The organism is Nitratireductor sp. PBL-C9, assembly GCF_050877045.1.
Lineage (GTDB): Bacteria > Pseudomonadota > Alphaproteobacteria > Rhizobiales > Rhizobiaceae > Nitratireductor > Nitratireductor aquimarinus.
Genome location: NZ_JBPAXW010000003.1, coordinates 173,621 through 187,627, shown reverse-complemented (window position 1 = coordinate 187,627; position 14,007 = coordinate 173,621). Strand labels below are relative to the sequence as shown.

Below are 14,007 nucleotides of genomic sequence, written 5' to 3'. Positions count from 1 at the left end.
GGCGTGAGCGTAAAGGTCTAGCCGGTCATCGCGCGCGAGGGCGCGGCATCCGGGCGGGTGCGGTTTTCAAGCGCTTCGGCCTTGGCGAGCTCGGCTTCAGCCTCGTTCAGCTCTGCTTCGGCGCTCTTGCGCTGCTCGACCAGTTCGGCCTGGGAGGTGCGCAGATTGTCGCGGCGCAGGCGAGCGGCCTTTGCGAAGGTCGGGTAGGCGAAGTGATTGAGGTCGGTAATGCCCGCCTTCGTTTCTTCGGAGACGATCTGCGCTTCCAGTTCCGCCGCCATGCGGTCGAATTCTGCGATCATCGTATCCAGCTGCGCCATCCGGCGCCGCTTCTCATTAACCTGAAACTGCTTCAGACGGACGAGATTTTCACGCGGCTTCATGCTCGTTACTCCCACAATACGCACACACCAGCGCCTCGCGGCGGCTGTCCGTCCCTTTTACGCCGGGTCGGAATACAAATGCTAAACGCACTTAGGAAACAAAATCCTAAGATTTAGCTTTCCCGGTAACCATTCGTTTACGGGCATTGTTAATCATATGGGTGATGGCTTAAGGCGCGGTAAAGATTGTGCGTGAGGAGCCGTAATTTGATTGCTTGGAGAGTCGGTTAGCGTAAATTTCTAATGCAATTTGCGTTGTCCAGGAGCGGAAATTTCACCATTGGAATCAAACCGGTGCCTTCAAAAGCTAAAAGGGGATTCTGGCGCTTGCCAGAACGAATTAGATTTTGTTAACCATTAACTGGCAGCCTCCGATTCAGGCAATCATTGCTTCGGTGCCGGGTGCCTGCCAGGCCGGGTCGGCGGCGAGAAGGGGATAAAGATGCGCGTTCTGCTGATTGAAGACGACAGTGCCACGGCACAGAGCATTGAGTTGATGCTCAAGTCTGAGAGCTTCAATGTCTATACGACGGACCTCGGTGAAGAGGGCGTCGATCTCGGCAAGCTCTATGACTACGATATTATTCTGCTCGACCTTAATCTGCCGGACATGTCCGGTTATGAGGTCCTGCGGACGTTGCGCCTTTCCAAGGTCAAGACGCCTATTCTCATTCTGTCCGGCATGGCCGGCATTGAGGACAAGGTGCGCGGCCTGGGCTTCGGCGCGGACGATTACATGACCAAGCCGTTCCACAAGGACGAGCTGGTTGCGCGTATTCACGCAATTGTGCGTCGCTCCAAGGGGCATGCGCAGTCGGTCATCACCACGGGCGATCTCATCGTCAATCTCGACGCCAAGACGGTCGAGGTTGGTGGTCAGCGCGTTCACCTGACCGGCAAGGAATACCAGATGCTGGAGCTGCTTTCGCTCCGCAAGGGAACGACGCTCACCAAGGAAATGTTCCTGAACCACCTCTATGGTGGCATGGATGAGCCGGAACTGAAGATCATCGACGTGTTCATCTGCAAGCTTCGCAAGAAGCTGGATGCAGCGTCCGGCGGGCAGAACTTCATCGAGACGGTCTGGGGCCGTGGCTATGTGCTGCGTGAACCCGAGGAAGTCCGCGAAAGCGCCTGATCCGCTTCAAATCCCCTTGGAACGCGCAAAACCCGGCCGCGAGGCCGGGTTTTTCTTGTTGCGTACTCGTTTTCGGAAATTCCGGGCAGGGGCGTCGCCCGCAGGGAGCCAGGACATGCCTCGCAAGAACATGCCTCATCTGCCGGAGGGCGCTCTCAGGCGGCCGACTGGAATTCGCGGAACTGCTCCAGAAGCTGGGTCCGGGTGAAGGGCTTGAGCATGTAGCCCTTTGCGCCGGCGCGCTTGGCGCGCATGATCGCGCCCAGATCGAGCTCGGCAAGGCACAGAAGGATGTAGGGCTTGAATTCAGCTGGCAGCGCCATCAGCTGTCTGACCAGTTCGCTGGAAGCCATGTCCGGCAGTGAGCTGTCGACAATGATGATGTCGGCCATGTCGTGTGCAGAAAGATTGATCGCTTCCTGGCCGGTCGCGGCTTCGGTCACCATCATGTCCGCACTCGTCAGAATGCGCTTGGCGACTTTCCGGATCACACTGGAATCGTCAACGATCAGGCAGCGAGCCATTTTCATGTCCTTTCATGCAAAGCCGGTGCCGCTGATTAGACGACAGAAAGGACTATGGCCCGCTGCAGGTAAAGCTGCGGCAAAGAGGTATGGTTAATCTTCTCTATTTCGCCGCAGAGAGAATGATCTCATCCGCCGTGGCGCGAATGTTCACGTTCATGCCGGTCTCTTTGGCCAGAAGCAGCGTGTAATAGAACTGCACGCTGTGGGCGTCGACGGGCTCGTCCGGCTTCGATCCCGAGTGCAGTTCGAGGAACTTCGGCGGGACGCGCAGCATCGGGCCTTCGGCCTTGATCACGAAATGCGCATTGGTGTCGGTGTCTTCCAGATAGACCCGCAGCCTGCCGCCGCGCGGGATCGCCGCATTGGCGACCAGAAGCAGGTTGAGCAGCAGCTTGACCTGGTTCTTGGGCAGAAGGGCGCGCACGCCGTGCCATTCGAGTTCGGGCTTTTCATTGTTGATGAAGGCAGCCGCGACCGTCTGGGCGTCGCCCGTGTCGATCTGCATGCCGGCCGAACCGGCTGCGCCGAAAGCGATGCGGGCGAACTGGAGACGCGCCGATGCGTTGACCGCGCTTGCGCGGATCAGGTTCATCGCGTCTTCGTCAGCACCGCCTTCATCCAGTAATTCGAGGCCATTGTTGATGGCGCCCACCGGAGAAATGATGTCGTGGCAAACGCGGCTGCACAGAAGAGCTGCCAGATCGGGGGCGCTCAGCGAGAAAAGTTCGGACACGGGCATCTGTCCTCCAGACGTTGTTGCCAATCGGGCCTTTTCCGTCTGCTTTCGCCACGGGGCTGGCCGGTCTCTGCTCCAGAGCATCGGTCCGAAAAGTGGAAACCGGTTTTCGGGCTATTCCGATGCTTCGTTAATGGTTCGGACTGTCCTTTGTGCGCCCGAACGGCCGCACGGCAATCCATTGGTTCTGACTTTGCGCAGGCTCCAGTCCCTGACCGAATCAGATCATGAAACGCACGATTTCTGGTTACACAGGCCCGTTAAAACCGGCAACAGTTTGGCTCTGATCGCAAACAGATCCGGCTGCCGTGGCTGGTTTTTCGGGGTCTGAAGAACCTTTGCCAAGCATCTTTGATGTGAGGTTAACAATTAGAAAAGATTCGGAGCCTAGTTTTAAGCAGTTGTGGCTCTGTGCGGGGCGATGACGGGGCGGTCTCTGACAGCCACTCATTGATGGAGAATGAACAATGCCTGCAAGGCTTTTTGACTGGACGCGGCTCATCCAGGCCGCGTTGATTGTTTGTGCGGTCGGCCTTGGCGCCTTGTCTTTGACGACGAACGCGGCGCGCGCCAACAATACCTACTCGGCAGGAGAGATCGTTGAGGCCGGTCACGGCTTCTTCGGCGCGACGACCGGCGGTCTTGCCGCCGTGGTCGAGCGGATCTTTTCCAATTACGGCCTGCCGAACGGCTATGTTCTCGGCGAAGAAGGGTCTGGCGCTTTCATCGGCGGCCTCACCTATGGCGAGGGCATGCTCTACACCAAGAATGCCGGTGACCATAAGGTCTTCTGGCAGGGGCCTTCCATCGGCTGGGACTATGGCGGCCAGGGATCGCGCGTGATGATCCTGGTCTACAATCTCAACTCGGTGAACGATCTTTACCGTCGTTTCGGCGGCGTTGCGGGCTCGGCCTATCTGGTTGCGGGTCTCGGTTTCAACGCGCTGACCAACGACAATATGGTTCTGGTTCCGATCCGTACCGGTGTCGGCGCGCGTCTGGGCGTCAATCTCGGCTATCTGAAGCTGACCCCGCGTCCGACCTGGAATCCCTTCTGATCCAGACCAGACGTCAGACCATTCGGGAGCGGCGCCGCGCAGATGCGATGCGCCGCTCTTTCCGTCTTTGGGCCGTGCAGGCGCGCCTATCAGCTTGACGTGGACGCCTTTTTGCGTGACCCAAGGAACCGGCTGCAAGCGGCAAATCGCTGTGGCTTTCACGACGACATGGGTTTCATGCGGTGATCAAGACCATACTGCTCCTTCTTCTGGGCTTCTTCATAGCGGGGTTTGTGGCTCTTCTGCTGGCGCCGATCCTCTGGCGTCGTGCTGTGCGTCTCACGACCAAGCGCATTGAAGCCAGCATGCCGCTTTCGGCCAATGAGCTGGAGGCGGAGAAGGACAGGCTGCGCGCAAGCCACGCCATGGCTGCGCGCCGGCTCGAGATGAACATCGAAAATCTCAACCACAAGACGTCCGCGCAACTGGTCGAACTCTCCCGCATGAGTGAAGAGGCGCGCCGCCTTTCCGAAGAGCGGGCTGCCCAGGAACGGCTGATCGCCCGGCTGAAGGGGGAGGTTGAGCGGCAGGCCAAGGCGCTTGATGAGAAGGCCGAAGCGATTGCCTCGCTGGAAGCAAGGCTCGATGAGACGCTTGCCGAGCTCGAGACGCGCAGTGCGGGGCTGCTTCAGCTCAACGACACCTATGAGGAAGAGCGGCTGCTTGCCAGCAGCCGGCAGATCGAACTCGTTGCGCGCGAAACCGAGCTGCGCAAGGTCGAGGGCGATCTGGCCTTGCTTCGCCGGGAACGCAAGGAAGCGATCCGCGAAGCGCGCGACGCGGAGACGGCGCGCGATCAGGCCGAGGCCGGGCTCAAGGTGGCCGAGAAGCGCAACGCCGATCTGCAGAAGAAGCTCGAGGGCCAGATGCGGGTTCTCTACGAGCTTGAGGAAAAGCTGGAGCGCCGCGAGGGTGAAATCGCGCGGCTGCGTCAGGACATTACGAACGCCAGCACGGAAAGCCTCTCCACGCAGGCCGCCCGGCGGCTTCGCGAAGCAGAAGAAGAGCGCGACCGGCTCGCGCGTGAACTGGCCGACAAATCGCTGCAGCTTGGAACGGTTCTGAGCGAAGGCGGCGTGCGCAGAAGCGCGCCGGCGCAAGACTTCCGGGCGCAAGGCTTCCCAGCGCAAGACTTTAATGACGAGCGAGAGACATTGCAGACACGCATTTCGCGCCTCATGCAGGAAAACAAGAAACTTCGCGCAGACCTTTCAGCCCAAAAGGCGAAGACCGCTGGCGGCGCGAAGCAGAAGGCTCCAGCCGATACCGCGCGCGCAGACGATGCGCTGCGCGAGCAGATCCACAGCCTCGCAGCCGAGGTTGTGAGCCTCACGGCGGCGCTGGAAGGCACGGACACGCCGATTACCAGGCTGCTTGAAAAGGCGGAGCCCGAAGGCGCGGAGGGTCGCCCGCTCAGCCTTGCCGAGCGGGTGCGTGCGCTGCGCGCGCAGACGAAGGGCTAAATCGCCAAACGCCGCGTTCAGCCGCGCCAGAGCCGGTGCAGCGCGATGGCCGACGCCGCAGCCACATTGAGGCTGTCGAAATCATCCGCCATGGAAATCCGTGCGGTCGGCAGCCGGTCCATCACATCCTGTGAAAGCCCGTGCCCCTCGCTGCCCAGAAGCAGCGCGTGTCGCGGTGTGCGCTCCACATCGGCAATGTCGATCCCGCCACGCGGGCTGAGCGCAAGAATGGAGAAGCCACGGCTCTCCAGTGCTCCGGCAAGGGCGTCGGGATCGCTGATCCGCGCGAACGGCACTTTGAGCGTTGCACCGACCGAAACCCGGATGGCCTTGCGATAGAGCGGATCGCAGCAATCGTCGGTCAGCAGGATTGCGGCTGCGCCAAATGACGCCGCGTTGCGGAAGATCGAGCCCATATTGTCATGATTGGAGATACCGGAGAGTGCCACGACCAGCGCCTGCGCCGGCAGCGTGTCGAGCAGCTCGTTGCCGGTCGTCTCCGGTTTTTTGCCAATGGCCAGAATGCCGCGATGGATTTCAAATCCGGCGATCTGGTCCATCACCGCGCCGCTGGCCACATAGACGGGCACGTCTTCCGGGATGTGTTCGATCAGATCGGCGAGGCCGTCGACCCGGTTTCCCCGCAAAAAGACGCTTTCTGCCGAAAAGCGGCTGGTGGAGAAGAGTACGTTCAGCACCACGCGGCCTTCGGCCACGAAGCGGCCCTGCCGGCCCACCAGATCGCGCTCGCGAATATCCCGATAGGCCGCAATGCGCGGATCGTCAGCCTCTTCGATGCGGATCAGCGTGCGTTTCATGCGGCCAGCGCGGCGCGCGCTTCCCTGGCCATCTCAACGAGGGCGGGGCGCATCTGTGCGGCGTCGCTCAACGGTTCTGCGAAAAAGACGCGGCGCGTATCGTCGCCAAGCGCCAGGTCCACGCCGTCGGGGTCGATGCCGGTGAGCTGCCATTTTCCGGCCTGCGCGCGGGCGAAATGCCGGGCATAGTTTTCCACCGCATCGGCATGGTCGCTGTTCATATGCGCGATCGCGCCAGCCTCTGCCGCGGCCAGTCCCGTAAGGGCCGGGCTGTCGCTCAGAAGGTCGCTTCGGGTGAGCCTGTAGGCGCGGGCAAAGCCGCCATTGAGGAGCGCGGTTTCAGGCTCCAGCCGATAGATCGCGAAGTCGGGGAAATCGACATAGAGTTTCGCCTTGGGATGGCGCGCCAGATAGCGGCGCTTGGCAAGCGCGTGGGCGTCGCTGTCGCGCTCCAGCCTCTGCGCTGTGGCCTTTACGGTGAGGCGCGGATGGGCAAGGGGATCGCCCTTGCCGGGCTCGCCGATGAGCAGCGAGCAGCGCGGATCGGCTTCAAGCCCCCTTGTATGGGCGGAGAGGCCGGAGACCAGAATGAGCGGCGCGCCATCAAGATCGGTGGCGGTGGCGACGCGCGTTGCAAACGGAGCGCCGTCTTCCGGATCGACCGTGGCGAGCGCGCCGTAACGCGACACCCTTAACAGCGTGCGCCCGAGGCGGATCGCGTCTGCATCGGTTTCAAGGATAACGTCTTTTATCTTTTCGTCGCTCATTGCCGCCTCGTCTGTTTTAATATGCTTCTTTCGCTCAAGAAATAGGCGGCTTCAAGTCCCCGGCGGGGATATCCGGACCTGCCTATCGCGGCGCCATGCGGATTGCGCCATCGAGCCGGATCGTCTCGCCATTCAGCATCTGGTTTTCCACGATGTGGCAGGCGAGCGCCGCATATTCCGACGGTTCGCCAAGACGCGGCGGGAAGGGCACCTGCTGGCCAAGCGAGGCCTGTGCGTCTTCCGGCAGCCCGGCCATCATCGGCGTCTTGAAGATGCCCGGCGCAATGGTGCAGACGCGAATGCCCGAGCGCGACAGATCACGCGCGATCGGCAGCGTCATGCCCACCACGCCGCCCTTGGAGGCGGAATAGGCAACCTGGCCGACCTGCCCGTCAAAGGCGGCGACCGAGGCCGTGTTGACGATCACGCCGCGCTCGCCACCGTCGAGCGGTTCCAGCTCCTGCGCCTGTGCGGCAAACAGCCGGATCATGTTGAACGTGCCGAGAAGGTTGATTTCGATCACCCGGCGGTAGAGGTCGAGCGGGTGCGGACCATCCTTGCCGACGGTCTTCATCGCAATGGCGATGCCGGCGCAATTGACGAGGATGCGTGGGGCCCCGAGCTTTTCGGTCGCGATGCGGAGCGCTTCCTGAACGTCCTCCTCGCTCCTCACGTCACATTTGACGGCGATGCCCTGAAGGTCGGCGGCAACGTCTTCCGCCCGCTCCATGCCGATATCGGCGATGGCCACCCTGGCCCCCCTGGCGGCAAGTGCGCGTGCGGTGGCTTCGCCAAGTCCCGAGCCGCCGCCCGAAACGAGTGCAACAACGCCGGATGGATTCATGAAAAGACCTCCCTTTGATTTGGGGAGGCAGAGTAGAGCATCGGACCGAAAAGTGGAAACCGGTTTTCGGGTTATTCCGATGCTCCATCAATAGGTTAGATCGTCCTTTGTGCGTCCGGATGGACGCACGGCGATCTAGACCGGTTCACGGGCGCTGGAAACGCCGAACTGGTTTCAGTTCGTTCGTCCGGGATCAAACGCCCCGCCCTTCATTCGGGCGAGGCGTTTTCATGCGGATCAGCGCCGGATGATGGAGCCCAGAACGTCGCGGATACCGATGGCGCCGACGAAGCGGGAGGCATCGTCGAACAGCGCTACGGGCGCAGTCTGCGATTGCTGCATGGCGCGCATCACCGTTTTCAGTGATGTGCCGGCCGTCGCCCAGAAGACCTTTGGCCTGTCTTCCGGCAGATCCTCGATATTGTCGCAGGAAACCCAGATGGCCGGCTTCTTGTTGCGCTCGGCATCGATGACCAGCATGTTTTCATCGAACTTGAAGCGGGTGGTGCGGCGGCGGTCTAGCCAGAGCCAGCCTTCGCCGGCGGGCTCCAGGTCGCGCACATCGCGCATCACGTTCCAAGCGGTCAGCACCGAGAGCGGGTTCACATTGGAGATGAACTCGCGCACATAATCGTTCTCCGGGGCCAGAATGATGTCTTCCGGCGCGCCGGTCTGAACGATCCTGCCGCCTTCCATGATGGAGATGCGGTTGCCGATCTTTAGCGCTTCCTCAAGGTCGTGGCTCACGAACAGAATGGTCTTCTTGAGCCGTTCCTGCAGTTCGATCAGCTCATCCTGAAGCTTGGTGCGGATCAGCGGATCGAGTGCGGAGAACGGCTCATCCATCAGCAGGATGGGCGCTTCCGTCGCGAAGGCGCGGGCAAGGCCCACACGCTGCTGCATGCCGCCCGAAAGCTCATGGGCATATTTGTCGGCCCATTCGGTCAGGTGAACCAGTTCGAGCTGCGCCATGACGCGCTCCTTGCGTTCGGCGGCGGGCACGCCGGCAAGCTCAAGGCCGAAGCCGACATTCTCCGCCACCGTGCGCCACGGCAGGAGTGCGAATTGCTGAAAGACCATCGCCACGCATTCGCGGCGGATCTTGCGCAGTTCGGCCTGCGAGCAGTTGACCACATCGGCCTGCCACTCGCCGTCATGCACGATGACATTGCCGCGCGCCACCGTGTTCAGCCGGTTGACCGCACGCAGAAGCGTGGATTTGCCGGAGCCTGAAAGTCCCATGAGAACGGAGATCTCGCCGCGCTCCACGGTGAGGTCACAGCCCGCGCAGCCAAGCACCGCGCCCGTTTCGGCAAGGATTTCCTCACGGTTCCTGCCCGCATCCACCAGCGGCAGGGCGTCGGCCTTCTGTTTGTCGGTGCCGAACAGGATGTCGACATTCTGGAATTCGACGGCCACGCTCATTTGTCGCTCCTGCGTTCGATCCGCGCGATGCGGTCGAGAATGATCGCCAGCACGACGATGGCGAGACCGGCTTCAAGGCCGAGTGGAATGTTGACCGAGTTGAGCGCGCGCACCACCGGCTTGCCGAGGCCGTCAGCGCCGATCAGGGCGGCAATCACCACCATGGAAAGCGACAGCATGATGCACTGCGTCAGCCCCGCCATGATGGAGGGCAGGGCAGCCGGCAGCTCCACCTTCCACAGAAGCTGGCGCTTGGTTGCGCCAAAGGCCTGGCCCGCTTCGAGCATGGGCTGTGGAACGGAGGTGATGCCCAGATAGGTGAGACGGATCGGTGCGGGTGATGCGAAAATGACGGTCACGATGAGACCGGGGGCCGCGCCGAGGCCAAACAGGATGAGCACCGGGATCAGGTAGACGAAGGTTGGCAGCGTCTGCATCAGGTCGAGGACCGGACGCAGGAACTGGTAGACGCGCGCATTGTGCGCGGCCCAGATGCCGACCGGCACGCCGATGGCCATGGACACGGCGGCAGCGGCCACAACGAGCACAAGCGTTTCGACCGTTTCTTCCCAGAGCCCCTGATTGATGATGAAGGCAAGACCGAGCGCCACGGCAAGCGCGAGCTTCCACGAGCGCTGAAGACCGTAGGCAAGGGCGGCTATGGCCAGCACCAGCCCGATGGGCGGGATGGCGAGCAGGAGGTCGACCATGCCGTCGAGGATGTCGGCCAGCACCTCTGCAAGGGTGTCGAACAGCCAGGCAAAATTGGTGGTCAGGAAATCGAAAAAGTCACGGCCCCACCGGCCGATGGGAATTTTCCAGTCTGCGATCCATTCTGAAACAGGGTCCATGAGCCCGGGGAGTTCCTTTCTGCGGATTTCTTCTTCTTGCGTGTGCAGGTGCCGGGTGAAGAACCGGCAGTCTCCGTTCCCGGTCGGGAAGGAGGAGAAGCCGGCGCGAAGCTGCACTCATGCGGGGCTGCGCGCCGGCTGTCGGACTACATGTCCAGATGCGCCTTCACGGCGTCGAGACCGGTCTCGCCGCTGAAGGTGGTCACACCCTCAAGCCACGGGCCGAGCGCGTCCGGATTGGCTTTCAGCCATTCTGCGGCGGCCTTCTGCGGCTCCTGATTGTCATCGAGGATCTTGCCCATGATCTCGTTCTCCATCTGGAGCGAGAAGACCATGTTCTTCAGAAGCTTGCCGAGGTTCGGGCACTCTTCGGAAAGGCCGGCGCGGGTGTTGGTGTGCACGGTTGCGCCACCGTAATTTGGGCCAAACACGTCGTCGCCGCCTTCAAGATAGGTCATCTCGACATTGGCGTTCATCGGGTGCGGTTCCCAGCCGAGGAAGACGATGGGCTTCTTGGAGCCGACGGCGCGGCGGACCTGCGAGAGCATGCCGGCTTCGGAGCTTTCCACGAGCTCGAAATCCTTCAGGCCGAACGTGTCGTTCTCGATCATGTCGAGGATCAGGCGGTTGCCGTCATTGCCGGGCTCGATGCCGTAGATCTCGCCATCCAGTTCGTCTGCGAACTTGGCGATGTCGGCGAAGCTCTTGAGGCCCGCATCATAGGTGTATTTCGGAACGGCCAGCGTGTATTTCGCGCCTTCCAGATTGGTGACCAGCGTTTCCACCGTGCCGTCTTCGCGGTAGGGCGCGATATCGGCTTCCATGGTCGGCATCCAGTTGCCGAGGAACACATCGACGTCGTTGTTCTTCAGCGAGGCATAGGTCACCGGCACCGAAAGCACCTGGGTTTCGGGCTCATAGCCGAGGCCTTCCAGCACCACGGACGCGGTTGCGGTGGTTGCGGTGATGTCGGTCCAGCCGACGTCGGAGAATGTGATGGCCTTGCAGGAATCGGCTTCTGCGGCGAACGCTGCGCCCGAGAACAGGCTTGCGGCGAGCCCGAGTACCAGTGTCTTCTTGCGGCTGGGTAACATGACAGCTCTCCTTTTATGATTGTTGTCCGGCAAAGGGCGGGTCTTAACCGGCTTTGCCAATTTATTCAAAGGCAACCACCAATTCGGGGGCGCTGCAAGTGCAAACGAGTGTCTGTTTGCGCCATGCAACGTGCCGTTGGCGACGGTATTCCGGTGGAAGAAAAACAATGCGGCGTTTTCTAAAGAGCGCTGGTGGTGTTTAAGAGCGCGAAAGATACAGGCAGCGCGATGGCAAAGCTCTATTTTCACTATGCGACGATGAACGCCGGCAAGTCGACCATGCTCTTGCAGGCGTCCTACAATTATCGTGAGCGCGGCATGAGCGCGATGTTGTTTGTGGCCGGTCATTATCGCAAGGAAGACGGCGGCTATATCTCTTCACGCATCGGGCTTGAAAGCGATGCCGAGATGTTCCGCGACGGAGACGATCTCTACGCCCGCGTTGCAGAGCATCACGGCCACACGAATGTTCACTGCGTCTTTGTCGATGAAGCGCAGTTCCTCGAGGAAGAGCAGGTCTGGCAGCTTGCCCGCGTCGCCGACAGGCTGGGCATCCCGGTCATGTGCTACGGGCTGAGGACCGATTTCCAGGGCAATCTCTTCACTGGATCGCAGGCGCTTCTGGCGCTGGCGGATGAATTGCGCGAGGTGCGCACGATCTGCCGCTGTGGCCGCAAGGCCACCATGGTGGTGCGGCTGGGGCCGGACGGCAAGGTTGCCAGGAAGGGCGCACAGGTCGCCATCGGCAAGGATGTCTATGTCTCGCTTTGCAGAAAGCACTGGGAAGAAGAGATGGGCCGCTGGAAGGCGGAAGATCTCGTGGGCTTTGCCGGCAGCGCCGCCGGGTAGAGCGCCCCGTCAGGCGACGCCCAGAAACCGGATCAGCGCATAGCTGACAATGCCCAGAACGGTGAGCGACAGAAGCGCTGCGACGATCACCCGGCCGCCGCTTTTCATCACGCTGCGAATATCCACCGTCAGGCCGAGCGCTGCCATGGCTACCACGGTCAGAAGCCCGGATGCCTCGTGCATGGGAGCAAGTGCGGCGGCGGGGATGAGCTCAGCCGAGCGCAGCGCCATCATGGCCAGAAAGCCGATGATGAACCACGGCACCATTTGCAGGAAGGTGAGTTTCGCGCCGGTCTTGCGGCCATGGGCAAGGCCGAGAAGAAAGATGACCGGCCCGAGCATGAGCACGCGCACCAGCTTGACCAGTGTTCCCACCTGAATGCCGATGGCCCCGGCTGGCGCAGCTGCCGCAAGAACCTGCGGCACCGCATAGACGGTGAGACCCGCAAACACGCCGGACTGCACCGGGCTCATGCCGATGGCGACATAGAGGACCGGCAGGAGCAGCACGACAAGAATGCTCAGGAATGCCGTGAAGGAAAGGGACGCCGCGACTTCCGAGGCTTCGGCGCGGATCACGGGTGCTGCTGCGGCGATGGCCGAGTTGCCGCAGATGGAATTGCCGCAGGCGACCAGCGTCGAAAGGCCGGGTGAGAGGCCCAGTGCGCGGCTGATCGCATAGCCCGCAAGGAGCGACAGCGCGACAACGCCGACGATGCCGCCCACCAGTCCGAGACCGGCTTCCCCCAGCGTGCCGATGCTGATCGATGCGCCGAGAAGAACGATCGCCACTTCCAGAACCGCCTTGGCGCAGAAGTCTATGCCGGGCCGGAAGGCGGGGCTTAATCGGGCAAGGGAACTGATGGCCGCGCCGAACAGGATGGCGAGCACAAGCCCTTCAAGCCACGCCTCGCCGAACCACGCCTGTTCCGCCCATGCGGCCGCCAGCGCCAGCCCCGCGACGAGCACGGAGAGAAGAAGGCCCGGCAAAAGCCGGAGTGGGTGGCGAAGTGCGGACATGAATGCGACCTGATGCAATGACGCATTCTTGGTCGCATGGCGCTTTATCGACTTCTATCGAATAGTTTGCCATATATCGTTCGGGAAAACCGAATGATGCCATGACCTTCGAACAATTGCTGATCTTTGTAGCCGTCGCCGAGCGGGAGCACCTGACCCAGGCAGCCGCCGCCGTGGGGCGCACGCCTTCCGCCGTCAGCGCCTCCATCAAGGCGCTCGAAAGCTATTACGGCGTGGAGCTTTTTCACCGGGTTGGCCGCCGCATCGAGCTGACCCGTGTCGGCAGGGTGTTTCTGGGCGAGGCGCAGGCGACGCTTGCGCGTGTGCGTTCGGCGGAAACCATGCTGTCCGAGCTTGGCGGGCTTCGCCGCGGCACGCTCAACGTTCATGCCAGCCAGACCGTTGCGAGCTATTGGCTGCCCCCGGTGCTGATGCGCTTTCACAAGCTCTATCCGGGCATTTCCCTGAAGCTGACCGTCGGCAACACGCGCATGGTGGCCGATGCGATGCTGGAGGGGGTGGCCGAGGTCGGGCTGGTGGAGGGCAGGGTGGACGAACCGGCCCTTTCCGTCCGGCGGGTGGACCGCGACGTGCTGGCGATTGTCGTTGCGCCAGACCATGTCTGGGCGTCGGGCGCCGCCCTGCAACCTGCCGATCTCGTGACGGGGGCGGCGTGGATCATGCGCGAGGAGGGATCTGGCACGCGCACGGCGTTTGAAAGCACGCTCGTGGAGATGGGCATCGACCCGGCCGCGCTCGATCTGGTGATGGATTTTCCTTCCAATGAGGCGGTTCTCTCGGCCGTGCGCGAAGGCGGGTGCGCGGCTGCCGTTTCCATGGCCGCTGCCGGGCCGCTGGTGGAGCGCGGCCTGCTGAAACTGGCCAATATCGACCTCGGCGCGCGTGATTTCAGCCTGTTGCGACACAGGGAAAGACGCCAGAGCGGGGCTGCCACGGCGCTGGAGGAATTGTGTGTTGAGGCCGGCAACGTCTTTCAATCGTCAATCGACACACATATATTTCCGCAACCCTGA

15 protein-coding genes are annotated in these 14,007 nt (G+C 61.8%); 5 read left to right on the top strand and 10 right to left on the bottom strand.

Going from position 1 to position 14,007, the window contains the following annotated elements; translation table 11 throughout:
- Positions 1 to 17: 17 nt before the first annotated feature.
- Positions 18 to 383 (bottom strand): flagellar export protein FliJ, encoded by a 366-nt coding sequence (locus tag ACRTG1_RS08410; protein ID WP_206548284.1) that lies wholly within the window; start codon positions 381 to 383, stop codon positions 18 to 20.
- Between the two features lie 442 nt (positions 384 to 825).
- Here ACRTG1_RS08410 and ctrA point away from each other — a divergent pair, with 442 nt between their 5' ends.
- Positions 826 to 1,521 (top strand): response regulator transcription factor CtrA, encoded by a 696-nt coding sequence (ctrA, locus tag ACRTG1_RS08405; protein WP_113155877.1) that lies wholly within the window; start codon positions 826 to 828, stop codon positions 1,519 to 1,521.
- 155 nt (positions 1,522 to 1,676) lie between these two features.
- Here the strand turns inward: ctrA and ACRTG1_RS08400 are convergent, their stop codons facing one another.
- A complete protein-coding gene (locus ACRTG1_RS08400) occupies positions 1,677 to 2,045 on the bottom strand; it encodes a response regulator (RefSeq protein WP_204360832.1) in 369 nt (122 codons plus the stop codon).
- Between the two features lie 103 nt (positions 2,046 to 2,148).
- The gene (gene chpT, locus ACRTG1_RS08395) at positions 2,149 to 2,781 is read right to left on the bottom strand and encodes a histidine phosphotransferase ChpT (RefSeq protein ID WP_113156398.1); all 633 of its coding nucleotides are present in this window, start codon (positions 2,779 to 2,781) and stop codon (positions 2,149 to 2,151) included.
- A gap of 470 nt (positions 2,782 to 3,251) precedes the next feature.
- On the opposite strand from chpT, the gene ACRTG1_RS08390 reads away from it, so the two are divergent.
- Positions 3,252 to 3,842, top strand: a complete 591-nt coding sequence (locus ACRTG1_RS08390; RefSeq protein WP_113155875.1) for a DUF1134 domain-containing protein — start codon at positions 3,252 to 3,254, stop codon at positions 3,840 to 3,842.
- A 182-nt stretch (positions 3,843 to 4,024) separates the two neighbouring features.
- Positions 4,025 to 5,305, top strand: coding sequence for a hypothetical protein (locus ACRTG1_RS08385; RefSeq protein WP_206994046.1), 1,281 nt, complete (start codon positions 4,025 to 4,027; stop codon positions 5,303 to 5,305).
- 17 nt (positions 5,306 to 5,322) lie between these two features.
- Here the strand turns inward: ACRTG1_RS08385 and ACRTG1_RS08380 are convergent, their stop codons facing one another.
- The 6 genes from ACRTG1_RS08380 to ACRTG1_RS08355 form a co-directional block, all read right to left on the bottom strand.
- Positions 5,323 to 6,123 (bottom strand): TrmH family RNA methyltransferase, encoded by an 801-nt coding sequence (locus ACRTG1_RS08380; RefSeq protein ID WP_432516075.1) that lies wholly within the window; start codon positions 6,121 to 6,123, stop codon positions 5,323 to 5,325.
- Positions 6,120 to 6,890 carry a HugZ family protein gene (locus ACRTG1_RS08375; RefSeq protein ID WP_432516074.1) on the bottom strand — a complete coding sequence of 257 codons (771 nt, stop codon included), beginning with the start codon at positions 6,888 to 6,890 and terminating at the stop codon, positions 6,120 to 6,122. The genes ACRTG1_RS08380 and ACRTG1_RS08375 overlap by 4 nt, the downstream gene beginning before the upstream one ends.
- Positions 6,891 to 6,972: 82 nt before the next feature.
- Complete coding sequence (locus ACRTG1_RS08370) at positions 6,973 to 7,734, bottom strand: SDR family NAD(P)-dependent oxidoreductase (RefSeq protein WP_432516073.1); 762 nt, start codon at positions 7,732 to 7,734, stop codon at positions 6,973 to 6,975.
- A gap of 237 nt (positions 7,735 to 7,971) precedes the next feature.
- Positions 7,972 to 9,159, bottom strand: coding sequence for a choline ABC transporter ATP-binding protein (gene choV / locus ACRTG1_RS08365; RefSeq protein WP_206544067.1), 1,188 nt, complete (start codon positions 9,157 to 9,159; stop codon positions 7,972 to 7,974).
- Positions 9,156 to 10,010, bottom strand: coding sequence for a choline ABC transporter permease subunit (gene choW, locus ACRTG1_RS08360; protein ID WP_113155869.1), 855 nt, complete (start codon positions 10,008 to 10,010; stop codon positions 9,156 to 9,158). The genes choV and choW overlap by 4 nt, the downstream gene beginning before the upstream one ends.
- A 146-nt stretch (positions 10,011 to 10,156) precedes the next feature.
- Entirely contained in the window at positions 10,157 to 11,104 is a 948-nt protein-coding gene (locus ACRTG1_RS08355) for a choline ABC transporter substrate-binding protein (protein ID WP_113155868.1), read from the bottom strand.
- 228 nt (positions 11,105 to 11,332) lie between these two features.
- Between ACRTG1_RS08355 and ACRTG1_RS08350 the strand changes: the two genes are divergently transcribed.
- Positions 11,333 to 11,953: a thymidine kinase gene (locus tag ACRTG1_RS08350; protein WP_206544066.1), complete on the top strand. Its 621-nt coding sequence runs from the start codon at positions 11,333 to 11,335 to the stop codon at positions 11,951 to 11,953.
- A 9-nt stretch (positions 11,954 to 11,962) separates the two neighbouring features.
- On the opposite strand, the gene ACRTG1_RS08345 is transcribed toward ACRTG1_RS08350, so the two are convergent.
- Positions 11,963 to 12,973 (bottom strand): YeiH family protein, encoded by a 1,011-nt coding sequence (locus ACRTG1_RS08345; protein WP_297564065.1) that lies wholly within the window; start codon positions 12,971 to 12,973, stop codon positions 11,963 to 11,965.
- Positions 12,974 to 13,074: 101 nt separating this feature from the next.
- Here ACRTG1_RS08345 and ACRTG1_RS08340 point away from each other — a divergent pair, with 101 nt between their 5' ends.
- A complete protein-coding gene (locus tag ACRTG1_RS08340) occupies positions 13,075 to 14,007 on the top strand; it encodes a LysR substrate-binding domain-containing protein (protein WP_297564064.1) in 933 nt (310 codons plus the stop codon).

Bases quoted from the DNA above. Each gene is read 5' to 3' on its own strand.
- ACRTG1_RS08340 (WP_297564064.1), top strand. From the start codon at position 13,075: ATGACCTTCGAACAATTGCTGATCTTTGTAGCCGTCGCCGAGCGGGAG.
- choV (WP_206544067.1), bottom strand. From the start codon at position 9,159: ATGAGCGTGGCCGTCGAATTCCAGAATGTCGACATCCTGTTCGGCACC.
- ACRTG1_RS08350 (WP_206544066.1), top strand. From the start codon at position 11,333: ATGGCAAAGCTCTATTTTCACTATGCGACGATGAACGCCGGCAAGTCG.
- choW (WP_113155869.1), bottom strand. From the start codon at position 10,010: ATGGACCCTGTTTCAGAATGGATCGCAGACTGGAAAATTCCCATCGGC.
- ACRTG1_RS08380 (WP_432516075.1), bottom strand. From the start codon at position 6,123: ATGAAACGCACGCTGATCCGCATCGAAGAGGCTGACGATCCGCGCATT.
- ACRTG1_RS08410 (WP_206548284.1), bottom strand. From the start codon at position 383: ATGAAGCCGCGTGAAAATCTCGTCCGTCTGAAGCAGTTTCAGGTTAAT.
- ACRTG1_RS08370 (WP_432516073.1), bottom strand. From the start codon at position 7,734: ATGAATCCATCCGGCGTTGTTGCACTCGTTTCGGGCGGCGGCTCGGGA.
- ACRTG1_RS08375 (WP_432516074.1), bottom strand. From the start codon at position 6,890: ATGAGCGACGAAAAGATAAAAGACGTTATCCTTGAAACCGATGCAGAC.
- ACRTG1_RS08345 (WP_297564065.1), bottom strand. From the start codon at position 12,973: ATGTCCGCACTTCGCCACCCACTCCGGCTTTTGCCGGGCCTTCTTCTC.
- ACRTG1_RS08390 (WP_113155875.1), top strand. From the start codon at position 3,252: ATGCCTGCAAGGCTTTTTGACTGGACGCGGCTCATCCAGGCCGCGTTG.
- ACRTG1_RS08355 (WP_113155868.1), bottom strand. From the start codon at position 11,104: ATGTTACCCAGCCGCAAGAAGACACTGGTACTCGGGCTCGCCGCAAGC.
- ctrA (WP_113155877.1), top strand. From the start codon at position 826: ATGCGCGTTCTGCTGATTGAAGACGACAGTGCCACGGCACAGAGCATT.
- ACRTG1_RS08400 (WP_204360832.1), bottom strand. From the start codon at position 2,045: ATGGCTCGCTGCCTGATCGTTGACGATTCCAGTGTGATCCGGAAAGTC.